Raw genomic sequence first — 15,566 nt, 5'->3', positions numbered from 1 at the left:
CGTACCAGTCGTCCACCTCGCGGCGAATGCGGTCCTTGTCATCAATGAGGCATTCCGCCGGCCTCATTGCGGCAGAATATTCTGGTTCATGTGGAAGAGATTGTCTGGATCGTAGTCGCGCTTGACCTTCTGAAGCCTCGCGTAGGTTTCAGCACCGAACGCGTCGCGAACCAGAGTCTCACCTTCTCCAAATCCGGGAAAGTTCAGATACAGGCGGCCGGTGGAATAGGACTGCATATCCTGCCAGACGTCGCGAACCCACTTGATGTTGGTATCGTCCTCCGCCGGATCGGACCAGATTGCATCGAGACTGAGCATGAAGGGCCGAAGGCGAGGCCGCCCGAGATGCCGCCGACAGAGATGGGATAGCGGCGACCATGGAAGGTCAGCGTGCCCTCGCCTCCAGAACCACCCACAAAGAAGGCAGCCTTGTAGACTGAGAAGCTGATCGTACCGCTGTCGGCATGCGCGGAGCCGGCAAAGCTGAATCCTGCTGCAGCGATAACCGCAGCCGCGACTGAACGAAATCTGGACGAAATCTTCATGATGCGAGTCTCCTCAAAATCGAGGCTTACCCAGCCAGCAGGGCACGTCAGCGTCATGCCAAAGTCACATCTGAAACAGTCTCGCCCGTCATTAGTTCCAAGCACGCGGCCGGAATCCGGCTGCGAGACGGTCGCCACGAAACGAGGCGGATGGCAAACATAGTCGCGGTGGCAGGGCCGGTGGCAGCCAACACTCGGCTGACTTGGCGACTTCATCAAGAAAGCCGTCAGCGTCGTCGGCCGGGCGGCGAAGTCGCCCATCGGCCAGGCGATCGGCACCGGCCTTGCGAATGCGGCCGGCAAGGCGATCGGCCTCGAGCTCGAATTCGGCGAGAACGAGGAGTTGGAGTCACCGGCAGGGCCAATTCTACGAGCTGCCGCCGGTCGTGTGTCACCTGGAGCGCGGGCCTGGCGCCGCTATCCGCCGGGCGCGCACGCGGCTGCCCGGCGGCCGCACAAGTCCCGTCGCGGTCATCCGTGTCCCGCGCGAGCGAATGGTCGGCAGCGGCATCGCCTCTTCGCTCATTCACGAGACGGGGCATCAGGCGGCTGCGCAGAGGCATAAAGCAATCGGGGCAAGGCCGAGAAGGCTCGAAGTACGGCATCCATGGCGCCCCTGAATAGGGTTAGATCATTCGGTTCGCCGAACGCACCACCCAACCTCCATTCGGAAATCCGAACACGGTCGAACGGCTCGGCGAAGCGGAAGGTTTACTTTCAATGACTTAGCGGCGCGACTTGGGCCCGCTCGAATTGGCATGTGTATTGCTCTCTACAGGTGACACTCGCTCGGCAGCGGGTGGATGGAGAGGAGTAAAACGCCTGATGACTGTTGCCTTGAGCCGTACAGAGCATGATCTGCTCGGGAACCGTGAGGTCCCCGCTGACGCCTATTACGGCGTTCACACGCTGCGCGCCGTCGAAAACTTTGCGGTGACCGGCATTCCGATTTCACACTATCCGGATCTGATCCGCGCGCTCGCGCAGATCAAGATGGCTGCGGCGCGGGCGAACATGGAACTGGGACAGCTCGATGCCGAGAGGGCCGAGGCGATTGTTGCCGCCTGCCACGAAATTGAGGCCGGCGCGCTCAACGATCAGTTCGTGGTGGACGTAATCCAGGGAGGAGCCGGTACGTCCACTAATATGAATGCCAACGAGGTCATCGCCAATCGAGCGCTTGAGATCCTGGGCCACGCCCGCGGCGACTACGGGCGCCTGCACCCGAACGAGCAGGTCAATCTCGGCCAGTCGACCAACGACGTCTATCCGACGGCGCTGAAGCTTGCGACCTACAGCGGGATATTCCGCCTGATCGATGCAATGGCCTATCTCCGGGCAGCCTTCGAACGCAAGGCAGACGAATTCCACGACATCCTCAAGATGGGGCGGACCCAACTGCAGGATGCGGTGCCGATGACGCTGGGGCAGGAGTTCTCCACCTACGCGGTGATGCTGGGCGAAGACGAGCAGCGGCTGCGCGAGGCCGCCCTGCTGATCCGCGAGATCAATCTCGGCGCCACCGCCATCGGCACGGGCATCACCGCCCATCCCGATTATGCGGCTCTGGTTTGCCAGTTGCTCGCGGAGGATAGCGGCGTGCCCGTGATCACTGCGCCCAATCTTATCGAAGCCACACAGGATTGCGGTAGCTTCGTCCAGCTTTCGGGCGTCCTGAAGCGCGTCGCGGTCAAGCTTTCCAAAGTCTGCAACGATCTTCGCCTGCTCTCCAGCGGACCGCGGGCGGGCTTCGGTGAGATCAACCTGCCGCCGCGCCAGGCTGGTTCCTCGATCATGCCCGGCAAGGTCAATCCCGTGATCCCAGAACTCGTCAACCAGATCGCCTACGAGGTGATCGGCAACGACCTGACGGTGACCTTTGCGGCCGAGGCAGGTCAGCTCCAGCTTAACGCCTTCGAGCCGATCATCGCCCATAGCCTGTTCAAGAGTATCGGTCACCTCAGTAAGGGATGCCTGATCCTCGCCGACAAATGCGTCGACGGCATCACCGCAAATCGCGAGCGCCTGGAAGCAAGTGTGCTGGGTTCAATCGGCATCGTCACCGCGCTCAACCCCATCATCGGCTACGCCAATGCGACCGAAGTCGCGGCGGAGGCGCACCGGACCGGAAGAGGTGTCGCCGAACTCGTGGAGGCGCGCGGGCTAATGACCGCCGAAGCGCTCGCCGAAGTCTTGCGCCCCGAGGCGTTGACGAAGCCGCGCCCGATCACGGCGCGCAGCTGAGCCACCAATCTGTTGACTGAAAAACCGCCCGGATGGACCGGGCGGGGGAGGAAGGAGATTATCATGAAGATTAACAAGCAGACGACCTGGATCGTCATCGCAATGATCCTGGGGGTTGTCGTCGGCTACGGCTGCAACGTGCTCTCGGGCAGCCCGGCGGTGGCGAAGGATATCGCCGGCTATTTCGCGATGGTGACCGACATTTTCTTGCGGCTGATCAAGATGATCATAGCGCCGCTGATTTTCACGACCCTCGTCGCCGGCATGGCTGGCATGGGCGATGCCCGGACCGTCGGCCGCATCGGCGGCAAGGCGCTCGGCTGGTTCCTGATGGCGTCGCTCGCGTCGCTGGCAATCGGCCTCGTCTTCGCCAATCTTTTCCAGCCCGGCGCCAATGTTGGCGTGCCCTTGCCCGATGTCTCGGCCTCGGCCGACCTGAAGACCTCCTCGCTCAATCTCAAGGACTTCATCACCCACGTCTTCCCCCGCAACATCTTCGAGGCGATGGCGAATAACGAGATCCTCCAGATTCTCGTCTTCTCGGTATTCTTCGGTCTCGCCCTCGGCAGCTTGAAGGACACAAAGGCTCGAGCCCTGATCGAGGTCATCGAAGGCGCCGTCCCGGTCATGCTGAAGGTGACGGATTATGTGATGCGTTTCGCACCGGTCGGCGTCTTTGCTGCCGTCGCCAACGTCGTCACCGTCCAGGGTCTCGGCATCCTGATGGTCTACGGCAAGTTCGTCGGCAGCTTCTACGCAACGCTCGTCGTGCTTTGGGCCGTGCTAGTCGGCGCAGGATTCCTGGTGCTCGGCGCGAACGTATTCCGCCTGGTCAGGGAAGTGCGCCAGCCGATGCTTGTCGGTTTTTCCACCGCTTCCAGCGAAGCAGCCTACCCGCGCGTCATGGAGAAACTGGAAGACTTCGGCGTGAAGGAGCGTGTCATCGGCTTCGTCCTGCCGCTCGGCTATTCGTTCAACCTCGACGGCTCGATGATCTATACAGCCTTTGCCGCTCTGTTCATTTCGCAGGCCTACGGCCTGCCGCTCACAATGGAACAGCAGATCATCATGCTGCTGGTCCTCATGGTTTCGAGCAAGGGCATCGCCGGTGTGCCACGCTCCGCGCTGGTCGTTGTCGCCGCCGTTCTGCCGATGTTCAACCTGCCAGAGGCGGGCGTGCTGTTGATTATGGGTATCGACCATTTCCTCGACATGGGGCGCACCGCCACCAACGTACTCGGAAATGCGATCGCCACCACGGTTGTCGCCAAGTGGGAAAACGCGCTCGACATTCCTGACGAAACGGAAGAGCGCACACGCGAAAGACTGGCCGCAGCCGAATAGCAGGACGCCCAAGGACAGTCTGCCCGCTTTCCCTTAAGAAGGCGGGCAGATGACCGCATACTCGCTCCGCTACATCGGATGTGGTAGGGAGCCGGATCAACAACAACACTGTTGCGGCGTGCGCATCCGCTTCCATTCGTTCCCATGTCGATCGCCTCTTTCATTCGCAAATACGGTTTGCTGCTGCCCGGCCTAGTCGCTGTAGCGTTCGCCGCCGGCATTGCGGGCTTTCGCGTCAGCGAGAACCTGGGGCTCGCTGAGTTGCAAAGAACGGGAACCCAACGCCTCGAAGTCTACGCCACCAGCCTGAACAGGCAGATCGACAAATACGCCTACTTCCCGGCGACGCTTGGCCTGGAGCGGGACGTAATCGACCTGGTCGCGCGCCGAAAACCGCTCGCCGACACCGTCAACCGCTACCTCGAACAGCTCAACCACCGGGCGGGCACGCTGTCTATCTATCTGCTCGACCGGCAAGGACATGTGGTTGCTGCCAGCAACTGGAACCGACCTGACAGCTTTATCGGAGAGGACCTATCCTACCGCTCCTACTTCACAGATGGCATGCGGGGCCGGCCCGGCCGGCTCTTCGGCATCGGTATCACCCGCGGCGAGCCGGGCTACTATCTCTCTTCGCCTTTGCTCGCGAATGGCGAGGTTGTAGGCGTTGCCGTGGTCAAGGTCAGTCTTGAACAATTGGAGCAGTCCTGGGCGACCGTCGAAGTGCCCGTCATCGTCACTGATCAGAACGGTGTCGTCATCCTCGCGTCCGTGTCATCCTGGAAATTCACGACGCTGCACCCGTTGCCGGATCAAGAAAGGCGGCGGCTGGAGCGCAGCCTGCAATATAACGCCCGCCCGCTTCCCTCGCTCGGCCTGACACGTGAGGAGGCTTTCGATGAAAATGCTGTCCTCGTGCGGCTTGCTCCGCCGGCGGACGTCGACGGCGGCTCCAAGTTGTCCGGCAATTTTCTGGCGCAGACTGCTCCCATGGGCGACACTGGCTGGTCGCTGACCGTGCTCTCGCCCGCCGGCGAAGTCAGGGCTATCGCCTGGACACGCGCCGCGCTGGCGGCGATCGCCAGTGCCTTCGTTGGCATCTTGCTGGTGCTGCTCGACCAGCGACGGCGGCATCTTCGCGACCGGCTGCGGGCGCGAGAGGCGTTGCAGCGCGCCCATGACGAACTCGAACGCAAGGTGGAGGAGCGGACACGGACGCTGCGCGCGGCGCAGGACGAGCTCGTCCATGCTGCCAAGCTGGCAACGATCGGTCAGATTTCCGCAGGCCTTGCCCATGAAATAAATCAGCCTCTGGCAGCGCTGCGCACGCTTTCCGGCAATGCGGTCAAATTCCTCCGTCGCGGCGACGTCGCGACCGCCGAGCACAATCTGGACCGCATCGGCAGCATCGTCGATGGCATGGGCACGCTCACCAACCAGCTCAAGTCCTTCGCCCGCAAATCCTCCGGCATGCCGGGCCCGGTCGATGTCCGACGCGCCGTCGACAACGCGCTTTTCCTGCTCGACCAGCGCCTGCGCGGGGCAAACGTCATCGTATCCACCGAGATCGGGGCGGACGAAATGACGGCGCTCTGCGACGCCAACCGCCTGGAGCAGGTCATGGTCAACCTGATTGCCAATGCGCTCGATGCGATCGAGGGCATTGCGGGACCTATGCTGCGCCTTCACGGCCGGCGCGAGGCGACGCGCGTGATCGTGGAGGTCCATGACAATGGGCCGGGTCTGCCGGAAGACGTGCGCGAGCACCTCTTCGAGCCATTCTTCACGACCAAGGAAAGCAACAGGGGCCTGGGGCTCGGCTTGGCCATTTCGTTGGAAATCGTGCACCATTTCAGCGGAACGCTGTCGGGGGCGAACCATCCTGAGGGCGGCGCGGTTTTCACCGTCGCTCTTCCCGCAGCCGATATCGGAGAAACGCCATGGGCGACAACCTCAAGGTCCTGATCGTCGAGGACGAACCGAACGTCCGGCTCGGCTGTCAGCAGACGCTCGAGCTCGAAGGCATGGAGGTCTTGGCGGTCGAAAGCGCCGAAAAGGCACGGCAGCTCGTTGCTGCGGATTTTCCGGGTGTCGTGGTCACCGACATCCGCCTGCCGGGCGATGACGGCATGGCCCTGATGCATGACTTCCTACGGCAGGATCGCGACCTACCGGTGGTCCTGATGACTGGCCATGGCGATGTTTCTCTGGCGGTCCAGGCGATGAAGGACGGAGCGCACGACTTCATCGAGAAGCCGTTCTCGCCCGATTATTTCGTCGAGATCGTGCGGCGGGCGCTGGAAAAACGCACGCTGACGCTGGAGGTGCGCGAACTGCGCGCGCGACTTGAGAACAGGCAATCGACCGCCAGCCGCATCATCGGAGATTCTGCTGCCATCGAGCGCGTACGCCATCTCATCGGCGAGCTTGGAAATAGCGCAGCCGACGTGCTGATTCAGGGTGAGACCGGGACCGGAAAGGAGCTCGTCGCGCGCTGCCTGCATGATGCGAGCCCAAGGAGGAGCGGCAATTTCGTCGCGATCAATTGCGGCGGCGTGCCTGACAACCTGTTCGACAGCGAAATCTTCGGGCATGAGCCCGGAGCCTTCACCGGCGCTGCCAAGCGCCGGATCGGCAAGATCGAGCACGCCAATGGCGGCACGCTGTTTCTCGACGAGATAGAGAGCATGCCGATAGCCATGCAGGTCAAGCTGCTCAGGGTGCTGCAGGAACGCACGCTTGAGCGCCTCGGGTCAAACACCCCGATCCTCATCGACTGCCGTGTCATCGCGGCGACGAAAGTCGATCTGGCAGGACTTGCCGAAAAAGGCGAATTCCGCGCTGATCTCTATTATCGCCTGAACGTCGCGACACTGCCCTTGCCGCCCTTGCGCGAAAGGCGCGAGGACGTCAGTCTGCTGTTCGAGCATTTTGCTGTGCAGGCTGCATCACGCCACGAGCGCCCCGTGCTCGCGCCTGACGCCGAACGCACGCGCCTTCTGTTCGCTTACAACTGGCCCGGCAACGTGCGCGAGTTGCGCAACGTCGCCGAGCGCTGCGTGCTGGGGATCGCAGCCGGCTTCCCGCCCTTTGGTGGGCCGGCTGAGATCACTCCACGGTCGTTGGCGCGAACCGTCGAAGCCTTCGAGCGTGCCCTCATCGCCGAAGCTCTCGGCCGCAGCGGTAACAGCCTGGCCCGCGTCAGCGAGGAATTGCTGGTGCCGAAGGCGACCCTGCACGACAAGATCCGTAAGTATGGCTTGTCGTGATTGCTAATCCATCGGTGTTGGGTTGCGGTGTGGCTATATCCTTTCCTGGCGTGAACTGCCGGAAGGCGATCTGGACCGCGTCTGGGTCATCAACCCTTCGTATCCGATCTCCGGGGGCACAATCTCTCCAACAATCGCTACATAGGGCATCCGTTTGTGGTGGCCGACGATGTCAGTCCTGCTACCCATGACATCCCCCAATGTCGCAGACGATTTCCCGCGCGTTGTTTGATGCTGGGGAAATATCAAAGCGAACAGGCCGACTTGATGGTCCAGGGTTCTTCGAATGTGGTGGCGTCTTCCTAGACCTCATAGATAGGAATTTTCGTCTCATCGTCATTGGACGACATGTAGGCCGATTGCAGCGGAGGCGAAAAGCTTTCGCCTCCCTCAACTGATTGCGTCATGCCGATTTAGGAGCGAGCCATTTGATCGAACTGATCATAGCTTTGCATTCTCTGAACTGGAGGCCTTTGGCAGCGCCGCGATCAGTTCGGCTGTCGTCAGGATAGCGTGAGCGAAGGTAGGCCCGCTCAGTTCGTGTGCGGCGTGCGTCAACTCGTGCGAGAAGGCGGCCGTCGCGTCGCGCACCAGGGTCACGTGATAGCCGAGCTCCATGGCGAAGCGGGCGGTGTCGATGTCACATTGATCGCCGCCTGGTGCGAGCTTCGCGGGGACTATCGCCATTTCCGGGCAGACCGTATCGTGCAATCAGAAGTGCTCGAAGAGCGGCATGCCGCCGATGGCAGCCCTATGATGGTCGAGTGGATGGCCAAGCGTTCGCAGAATTCCTAAGTTTAGCGACAAAATCGTCGGCGCTGATTTTGCAGGGGAATTTCTGTCGCAAAACTCGCACGCAGAAGTCAGCCTTTTGCAAGGAAATTTTGCGACTTTAGCCGCTGCTTGGCATCCTCATTGCTATTGTTGCACGCTTTAAAGATGAGACGCCGGATGCTGATCTCGACATTGGCCGGATCGAACTGTGCCTTCACCTTGGCGATCCTTTCCTGAAAATCCTCGGCCGGCCGCTCAGCGCCGGCGCGTTCCTGGACAAGCTTCTCGCGTGCGACCTCCAGTTCGTCGAGCTGATTGTCAAGGGCGGGAAGGGCGCGGGCGTCCTTCGGCGGCACGATCGTTGATCTGCTGGATGACGCCCTTCTGGCGCGGATGCTTCGCCGCGCGCTCCGGCATTGTGGTTGCCTAATCCTGTCGAGATCAACGTATTATGATAAGAAGCCAATTTGACGGGCGGGTCGGAGGACGGGTCAGGGCATGGCAACGAGCGAGACGATTATGCAGCAACGCGACTTGCGCGAGGAAACCGCGCCCCTTCGGGCGCGAATTCTCGACATGCTCTCGCAACTGCCATGGGACGGCGTTCGCTACGGCCACCCTGTTCCGGGGCTTTCGCTCTATCGCATCATCGAGCCAGCCGGCCCGTTTTCCAGCGTCTCCGAACCAAGCATGGCGCTCATCATCAAGGGAAGCAAGCGTATCCATGTCGGAAACGAAATGCTCGTTTACGATGAATCCTGCTTCTTCATGACCGCCATCGGCCTGCCGATGACCGGCCAGATCTGCGAGGCGAGCGAGAGTGAGCCCTATGTGGCAGCCACGCTGCGCCTCGATCTCGAAAAGCTGCGTCGAATCATCGCCGATTACGACATCCAGCCGCCGGATGCACCCGAACGCGATCTCGGCGTCGCGGTTGGCGCTGCCACACCGGAGCTGTTCGACGCCTTATTGCGACTGATTTCGCTCGCCAACGCGCCAGCGGACATCCCGTTCCTGGCCAATCAAATCCAGAGCGAGATCCTCTATCGGCTGCTCACCGGCGAGCAAGGTGCGCGGCTGCGGCGTTTTGCGCTGGCTGGCACGAACAGTAACCGGGTGGCAAAGGCCGTCGCGTGGCTGAAAGAAAACTATGCCCGGCCGCTTCGCGTCGAGGAACTTGCGGAGATTGCCAACATGGGGATATCCACGTTGCACCACCATTTCCGCGCCATGACAGCCATGAGCCCGCTGCAGTTCCAGAAGCACCTACGGCTGCATCATGCGCGGGAACTGATGCTTTCGGAATCGCTCGACGCCGCAACAGCCGCGCTGCGCGTCGGCTACGAAAGCCAGACACAGTTCAACAGGGAATATCGGCGCGCCTTCGGTCATCCGCCGCTCAGAGACATCAAGGCAATCCTGAACTCCAGCGACTCGAAAAGACGCGACTCCATCGGTTGACGGGCTGCCGAACACAAGTGGAGCGCCCGTTGGTGCGCTGGCGCATCTTTTGTCATGATCACAATTTCGTCAGGCCGAGAGGAATAGGCAATAATCTGACAGGATCGAACCTACCAGCGTGCAGGATGGTCTTCTAAGCTGCAGCCGCGGTCTGGCGAATGGCCGCGGCGCGTGAAGCGGGGTTTCCGGATAAGCATCCCGAGACCACGCGCCCGAACGCGAGGAGAGCATCATGGCAATTGTAACGATCAACGGCGTCGAACACACGGTCGAGGCCGAGGCGGATATGCCGCTTCTTTGGGTGATCCGCGATCTGGTTGGACTAACAGGGACGAAGTTCGGCTGTGGCATGGCGCAGTGCGGTGCCTGCACGGTCTATGTCGACGGTTCGCCGGTTCGGTCTTGTCAGACCTTGGTCGGTGACATCGAAGGCGCAAAAGTGACGACCATCGAGGGCCTGAAGGGAAAGGTCGCGGAAACGGTTCAGGCAGTCTGGGCCGATCTCGACGTCCCGCAGTGCGGCTACTGCCAGTCGGGGCAGATCATGTCGGCGACAGACCTCCTGGCGAACAATCCGAAGCCAAGCGACGAGGACATCGACACGGCCATGTCGGGCAATCTCTGTCGTTGCGCCACTTATCACCGAATCCGAGCCGGCATTCACGAAGCCGCTAAGCGTCTGGAGGCTTGAGCCATGCTGCCCAAACTCATGAACTCGGTTTTCCTTCCGGCCGCGAAAGCGCAGGGATCGCGGCGACAGTTCCTCATTGGTGCCCTTGCTGCAGGTACTGGTATGGCCGTCGGCTTTCGCCTCCTGTCCGCGTCCCCGGCGGTAGCGGGCGAGACAGCGACGACCAGCGCTTCACATGCCTTTTCCCCCTACGTGACAATCGACGGCGATGGAAAAGTGACCGTCCTTTCGTCGCAGTTCGAGATGGGCCAGGGCTCCTATAACGGTATTGCCACACTGGTGGCGGAAGAACTCGATGCCGACTGGTCGACGATCGAAGTGAAGGGGGCCGCCGGCGATGTGAAGGCCTATGGCAACATCGCCTTTGGAGGCGCCTTTCAGGGCACCGGCGGGTCGACGTCGATGGCGTCCTCCTGGGAGCGCTATCGCAAGGCGGGTGCCGCGGCCCGCTCCATGCTGGTCGCCGCCGCTGCCTCCGAATGGGGTGTTGCCGCGGCAGAGATCACCGTCGAGAACGGCATTCTTGCCCATCCGTCAGGCAAGAGCGCCGGCTTCGGTGTCTTCACCGCAAAGGCGGCGACAATGCCGGTGCCCACGGACGTGGCACTTAAGCAACCGAGCGACTGGAAGCTGATCGGCAATGCCAGACTGAAGCGCTTCGATAGCGCCCGTAAGGCAAACGGGACGGAGCAGTACACGATCGACATCAAGCTTCCGGGCATGCTGACCGCCGTGATGATCCATCCGCCGCTGTTCGGAGCGAAGGTAAAGTCCTTCGACGCCTCGGCCGCGCGCGCCGTCAAGGGGGTGGTTGACGTCGTCGAAACCCCTCGGGGCATTGCCGTCGTCGGCGAAAACATGTGGGCGGCGATCAAGGGCCGCGAGGCGGTCACTGTCAATTGGGACGAAACGGCGGCGGAGAAGCGCGGCACGGCTGAGCTGATGTCCGCGTATCGGGACCTTGCGAAGAAGACGCCGGCCGCGCTCGCGCGCAACGATGGCGACGCCGAAACCGCCATCGCCGGCGCAACGAAGGTCATCGAGGCAAGTTTTGAGTTCCCCTATCTTGCGCATGCCGCGATGGAACCGCTGAATGCCGTGGCACGCATGAACGAGGACGGCACTCTCGAGGTCTGGGGTGGGCATCAGTTCCCGGACGTATACCAGATGCTCGCCGGCCAGGTGGCCGGCGTTGCCCCCGAAAAGGTGCGCCTCAACGTCATGAAGACCGGCGGCAGCTTTGGCCGGCGGGCCGTGTTCGACGGTGATGTCGTCGTCGAGGCGGTGCATGTGGCCAAGGCCCTCGGTTTCCGCGCGCCGGTAAAGGTGCAGTGGACCAGGGAGGACGACATGCGCGCGGGTCGCTATCGACCCGCCTATGTGCATAGCCTCAAAGCCGGTATCGACGCGAATGGAAAGCTCGTTGCATGGAGCAACCACATCGTTGGCCAGTCCATCATGGCGAAGACTGCGTTCGACGGAATGGTCAAGAATGGGGTCGACCCGACCTCGGTCGAAGGGGCCAACAATCTGCCTTATGCCATTCCGAACCAGATGGTGGGCTTGACCACCACTGAGGTTGGCGTTCCGGTTCTATGGTGGCGCTCCGTCGGCTCGACCCATACCGCCTTTGCAGCCGAAACCTTCCTGGACGAGGTCGCCGAGGCAGTAGGACGAGATCCGATAGAATTCCGTCTTTCGATGCTTGAGCCGCAGTCGCGCCACGCGACCGTCCTCAAGCTAGCGGCGGAAAAGGCGGAATGGCAGAAGCCCTTGCCCGAGGGTCGCTTCCGAGGGGTTGCCATCGCCGAGAGCTTCGGCTCCGTTGTGGCCGAGATCGCCGAGGTCTCGACTGACGGAAATGGCCAGATCCAGGTCGAGCGCGTCGTAGCCGCTGTCGATTGCGGTCTGGCGATCAATCCGGACCAGGTCCGCGCCCAGGTGGAGGGCGGCATCGGCTTTGGGCTGGGTGCGATACTCGGCGAGGAGATCACGCTGACGGACGGCAAGGTCGACCAGAGCAATTTCGATCTTTACACGCCCCTGAGGATCGATGCGATGCCAAAGGTCGAAGTTCACATCGTCGCCTCCGCCAATCCGCCCTCCGGCATAGGCGAGCCCGGCGTTCCGCCCATCGGCCCGGCAGTCGCCAATGCCGCCTACAGGGCGCTCGGCAAGCGGATCCGCGTCATGCCATTCGTGAGATCGCTCAACACGTGATCTCGTATGCCCGGCCGGCCGCATGGCCGGTTGGGCATGGGGCCAGACCTTCGGCGGTCACATAAACCGCGTGGTCACCGTCCAACACATTTGATGCGACAGTTTGGTGTTCTGGGATCGAACCTGAAGGGTATTCCCGCTCGCGGGTGCCGCTGTCCCCTGCGTGCCAGGGAGATCGGTGGCGATCACGCCCTACTTCTGCCAAGAATTACCCATCTTGCGCATCCGATGTTCACACTTTTCGAAGATCGCATAATGTATCGTCCGGAACTAGCTCTCGGGGGGACGGGTCGGGCACGGCCGGCCGCTCTATGCCTTCGATTACGATTTCAACGACGATCTCCTGACATCGGCGCGCGGCTCTGCATAGAGCTTGATTGCGCTCGCCTCGGAGCCGATAAGAGCGGGAAACCATAGGGAGAGTCGTTGCCGTGAGAGCACTTATCCAGCGCGTTTCATCTGCGCGTGTCACCGCCAATGATGCGGTGACCGGGCAGATCGGCAATGGCCTGGTAGTCTTCGTGTGTGCGATGAAGGGCGACACTGAGAAGGAAAGCGAATGGCTGGCGCGCAAGATCGCCAACCTGCGCATCTTCAGGGACGATGCGGATCGCATGAACCGTTCGCTTGTCGATGTCGGCGGCTCAGCTCTCATCGTCAGCCAGTTCACATTAGCCGCCGAGACGAAAGGCAATCGACCGGGCTTTTCTACGGCTGCGCCGCCGGACGAGGGCAAGCGCCTATACGAGAACTTCTCCGCCAATGTCTCGGCCCTTGGCGTTGCCGTTGCAAATGGCGTCTTCGGCGCGGACATGCGGGTGGAATTGGCCAACGACGGTCCTGTGACGATCTGGCTGGACACGACATCCGGTTAAGCGGCCTTCCTGTTCCGACAGCTCGATTCCTTTCAAAACCAACCTGGTCGCTATCAGCCCTCTGCGGACGTAACCGCAAAGACAGTCGTGTTTTTCACGTTGGCCACGACCAAGTTCTGCGGGCAGATCAACACGTTGCGTTACCCGATAGCCCGCTGAAACGGCAAACTACCTGGTCTGTTTCCTGTCGTCGGAGTTATGGGCAATCACCGCGTCGCGCACTCGCCCTAGTCGGTCACGGATATCTTCGATCTCGCTTGCAAGCCCCCCGTCCGTTTCAGACTTAAGAGCGAAGGACCTTTCGAGACGTTCAACAATCTCTGCGGTAATTGATCGCGCATTATTGCGAGCCGCTGCCTCGATTTGGTCCTTGAGCGCCTCAGGAATGCGAAGTCTGAAATGTGGGTCTTGGCGCGCCATCTCACATCTCCACACTTTTCACTTGCATGAATGACGCACCGTGTGCTACCGGAAGAAATGACGCACGGTGTGTCATAGAAAAAGGGGAGGCACCTAGGCAGCCGGAATCTAATGTTTTCAATGTCGGCATCTCCACTAGTCACCGCTGCGGTCGCAGCCTTAAGCCGCTCGCGTTAAACGCGAGCGCCCCACTCGTTCTATACCGCGGCGGGCCCTGCGTGCGCAAATTGATAAGCTGCTCGACGGCTTCCTTTTCCACGACCCATCAATCGTTCTCCTGACAGGCAGGATGTAGTCGCAATGGAACTACGCCAACTCTCATTCTTTGTTGCGGTAGCAGAGGAGTTGCACTTCAATCGGGCTGCTGCGCGGATGCACATCGCCCAGCCGGCGTTGAGTTCGCATATCCAGGCGTTGGAAAAGGAGCTCGGTGTGCGGTTGCTCGAGCGATCGACCCGTCGCGTTGAACTGACGCGGGCAGGGGAGGTGTTCTACGATCGGGCCGTGCGGATCATCGGCGATGTTGGGCTATCCGCCGAGGTGGCGCGCTCGGCTGCGGGAAAGGCGGCGCGGACGATCAAGATCGGAACCGTCTATCCCGCGACGATAGGCGTGCTGCCGGCGTTTCTGGCGCGCATCGGCCGGAAGTTTCCAGATGTTGCCCTGCATGTTACGAGTGGATCGACCAGCGACATCATCCGCGGACTGGAAAACGGCCAGATCAATCTCGGCTTCATCCGGCCGGTCGAAAACATCGGATCCTTGCGTTTCTTCTCGATCGCCCATGAGCGCTATCTGCTGGCCGTCGAAAGGACGAGCCCGCTGGTCCTTCGCAGCGAGATCGACATCGAGGACCTTCGCTCCGAGAAGATCATCGCCTTTTCCCGTCAGAACCTCTCCTATTCGGAGCGCTATTTCTCCGAGATGTTCGAGACCCACGGTTTGACCGGGAACATCGCCTATAGCTGCGACGATACGTTCTCACTGGTGTCGCTGGTTTCCGCTGGCCTCGGCATCGGCTTTGCGCCGGAATGGACGAAGGATCTGCCGAACCGGAACTTCGAGCTCCGGCCCGTGCGCGGTGTCGATCTCAAGATCGGGCTCGGGGTCGCCTGGAACAAGGAAGATCCGACCGCGGCGCGGGACGACATCATCGACATTGCCCGCTCGCTGGCGCGGCCGGGAAGGTGCGGGGAGGGAGGTGCTTGACTGCAAGTGGTGGCATCCCTCGATCGAGCGGAACGGCTTGCCGGGGGTAGTCGGTCCCGGTTCCCGGCTATCGCCGGCGCGATGCTGAACCTCCTGCGGCGACCCTTTTTACCGGTCAAGCCGCGCGCGAACTGGCTCGGCCGCTCACGCGGCCGCCGCCTGGTACGCTCATTTCCCTCTGGCTCCCAAACCTAACAGCTCGGCTGCCACTCAGCTCTTCCAGGCAAGGAAGACACCATGCCCGACTTTTCTGGTGAGAACTTTCACGCGGCCGCCTTCGATGTGAACGTGTAGACGGTATCCATCCCACTCTATCTTCCATCCCCAATCGCCGCTTATAGGCGGTCTCTCGGTTAAGAGGGCGAGCGCCGCTCGACGTGATCGGGGATCGAATCGAATGGAAGTTTTGGCTGCGCAGGATCGCGCTTGCGGATGCGACTGCTCTGCCCGGCAATCGCTTCGCCACGCTCCAGCGGCCTTGATCGAGGTGGGCGAGGGCGTTTGGTCATGCCGT

General features: G+C 61.4%; 12 protein-coding genes and 2 pseudogenes. 9 read left to right on the top strand and 5 right to left on the bottom strand.

Translation table 11 applies throughout. From position 1 onward, the window contains the following. Positions 1-63: 63 nt before the first annotated feature. Together V7S54_RS31320 and V7S54_RS31315 are read right to left on the bottom strand one after the other, a co-directional pair. Complete coding sequence (locus tag V7S54_RS31320; protein ID WP_336409828.1) at positions 64-318, bottom strand: BBE domain-containing protein; 255 nt, start codon at positions 316-318, stop codon at positions 64-66. Beyond that, positions 318-545 (bottom strand): annotated as a pseudogene (locus V7S54_RS31315) (hypothetical protein); the annotation flags it as partial. The gene V7S54_RS31320 and the pseudogene V7S54_RS31315, both read right to left, overlap by 1 nt. Before the next feature lie 825 nt (positions 546-1,370). On the opposite strand from V7S54_RS31315, the gene aspA reads away from it, so the two are divergent. The 4 genes from aspA (at position 1,371) to V7S54_RS31295 (ending at position 7,402) form a co-directional block, all read left to right on the top strand. Beyond that, entirely contained in the window at positions 1,371-2,789 is a 1,419-nt protein-coding gene (gene aspA, locus V7S54_RS31310; RefSeq protein ID WP_065377365.1) for an aspartate ammonia-lyase, read from the top strand. 63 nt (positions 2,790-2,852) lie between these two features. Beyond that, positions 2,853-4,133 (top strand): dicarboxylate/amino acid:cation symporter, encoded by a 1,281-nt coding sequence (locus V7S54_RS31305; RefSeq protein ID WP_065377366.1) that lies wholly within the window; start codon positions 2,853-2,855, stop codon positions 4,131-4,133. A gap of 144 nt (positions 4,134-4,277) precedes the next feature. Beyond that, positions 4,278-6,098 carry a sensor histidine kinase gene (locus V7S54_RS31300; RefSeq protein ID WP_065377367.1) on the top strand — a complete coding sequence of 607 codons (1,821 nt, stop codon included), beginning with the start codon at positions 4,278-4,280 and terminating at the stop codon, positions 6,096-6,098. After that, positions 6,074-7,402: a sigma-54-dependent transcriptional regulator gene (locus V7S54_RS31295; protein WP_336409829.1), complete on the top strand. Its 1,329-nt coding sequence runs from the start codon at positions 6,074-6,076 to the stop codon at positions 7,400-7,402. Before V7S54_RS31300 ends, V7S54_RS31295 begins: the two co-directional genes overlap by 25 nt. 441 nt (positions 7,403-7,843) lie before the next feature. Here the strand turns inward: V7S54_RS31295 and V7S54_RS31290 are convergent. Together V7S54_RS31290 and V7S54_RS31280 are read right to left on the bottom strand one after the other, a co-directional pair. Beyond that, positions 7,844-8,047: pseudogene (locus tag V7S54_RS31290) on the bottom strand (isochorismatase family protein); the annotation flags it as partial. Positions 8,048-8,265: 218 nt separating this feature from the next. Beyond that, positions 8,266-8,532 carry a hypothetical protein gene (locus V7S54_RS31280; protein WP_065377370.1) on the bottom strand — a complete coding sequence of 89 codons (267 nt, stop codon included), beginning with the start codon at positions 8,530-8,532 and terminating at the stop codon, positions 8,266-8,268. Positions 8,533-8,674: 142 nt separating this feature from the next. On the opposite strand from V7S54_RS31280, the gene V7S54_RS31275 reads away from it, so the two are divergent. The 4 genes from V7S54_RS31275 to dtd all read left to right on the top strand — a co-directional run bounded on the left by V7S54_RS31275 (position 8,675) and on the right by dtd (position 13,423). Continuing rightward, positions 8,675-9,637 (top strand): AraC family transcriptional regulator, encoded by a 963-nt coding sequence (locus tag V7S54_RS31275; protein WP_336409830.1) that lies wholly within the window; start codon positions 8,675-8,677, stop codon positions 9,635-9,637. Between the two features lie 232 nt (positions 9,638-9,869). Then, positions 9,870-10,328, top strand: coding sequence for a (2Fe-2S)-binding protein (locus V7S54_RS31270; RefSeq protein WP_336409831.1), 459 nt, complete (start codon positions 9,870-9,872; stop codon positions 10,326-10,328). A gap of 3 nt (positions 10,329-10,331) precedes the next feature. After that, on the top strand, positions 10,332-12,548 hold the full coding sequence (locus tag V7S54_RS31265) for a xanthine dehydrogenase family protein molybdopterin-binding subunit (protein ID WP_336409832.1): 2,217 nt from the start codon (positions 10,332-10,334) through the stop codon (positions 12,546-12,548). A gap of 431 nt (positions 12,549-12,979) precedes the next feature. Beyond that, complete coding sequence (gene dtd, locus V7S54_RS31260; RefSeq protein ID WP_065377374.1) at positions 12,980-13,423, top strand: D-aminoacyl-tRNA deacylase; 444 nt, start codon at positions 12,980-12,982, stop codon at positions 13,421-13,423. A gap of 168 nt (positions 13,424-13,591) precedes the next feature. Here the strand turns inward: dtd and V7S54_RS31255 are convergent, their stop codons facing one another. Continuing rightward, entirely contained in the window at positions 13,592-13,843 is a 252-nt protein-coding gene (locus V7S54_RS31255) for an Arc family DNA-binding protein (RefSeq protein WP_065377375.1), read from the bottom strand. Between the two features lie 300 nt (positions 13,844-14,143). Here V7S54_RS31255 and V7S54_RS31250 point away from each other — a divergent pair, with 300 nt between their 5' ends. Continuing rightward, a complete protein-coding gene (locus V7S54_RS31250) occupies positions 14,144-15,052 on the top strand; it encodes a LysR family transcriptional regulator (protein ID WP_065377376.1) in 909 nt (302 codons plus the stop codon). The last annotated feature ends 514 nt before the right edge of the window (positions 15,053-15,566 follow it).

It is taken from the genome of Ensifer sp. CCNWLY38 (assembly GCF_037120565.1).
In the GTDB taxonomy this organism is placed as follows: domain Bacteria; phylum Pseudomonadota; class Alphaproteobacteria; order Rhizobiales; family Rhizobiaceae; genus Ensifer; species Ensifer adhaerens_H.
Note: the sequence above shows the minus strand (reverse complement) of the source record. Positions and strands in the feature narration are given on the sequence as shown.

Coding starts and splice junctions, on each gene's coding strand:
- V7S54_RS31320 (WP_336409828.1), bottom strand. CDS start 318: ATGCTCAGTCTCGATGCAATCTGGTCCGATCCGGCGGAGGACGATACC.
- aspA (WP_065377365.1), top strand. CDS start 1,371: ATGACTGTTGCCTTGAGCCGTACAGAGCATGATCTGCTCGGGAACCGT.
- V7S54_RS31305 (WP_065377366.1), top strand. CDS start 2,853: ATGAAGATTAACAAGCAGACGACCTGGATCGTCATCGCAATGATCCTG.
- V7S54_RS31300 (WP_065377367.1), top strand. CDS start 4,278: ATGTCGATCGCCTCTTTCATTCGCAAATACGGTTTGCTGCTGCCCGGC.
- V7S54_RS31295 (WP_336409829.1), top strand. CDS start 6,074: ATGGGCGACAACCTCAAGGTCCTGATCGTCGAGGACGAACCGAACGTC.
- V7S54_RS31275 (WP_336409830.1), top strand. CDS start 8,675: ATGGCAACGAGCGAGACGATTATGCAGCAACGCGACTTGCGCGAGGAA.
- V7S54_RS31270 (WP_336409831.1), top strand. CDS start 9,870: ATGGCAATTGTAACGATCAACGGCGTCGAACACACGGTCGAGGCCGAG.
- V7S54_RS31265 (WP_336409832.1), top strand. CDS start 10,332: ATGCTGCCCAAACTCATGAACTCGGTTTTCCTTCCGGCCGCGAAAGCG.
- V7S54_RS31255 (WP_065377375.1), bottom strand. CDS start 13,843: ATGGCGCGCCAAGACCCACATTTCAGACTTCGCATTCCTGAGGCGCTC.
- V7S54_RS31250 (WP_065377376.1), top strand. CDS start 14,144: ATGGAACTACGCCAACTCTCATTCTTTGTTGCGGTAGCAGAGGAGTTG.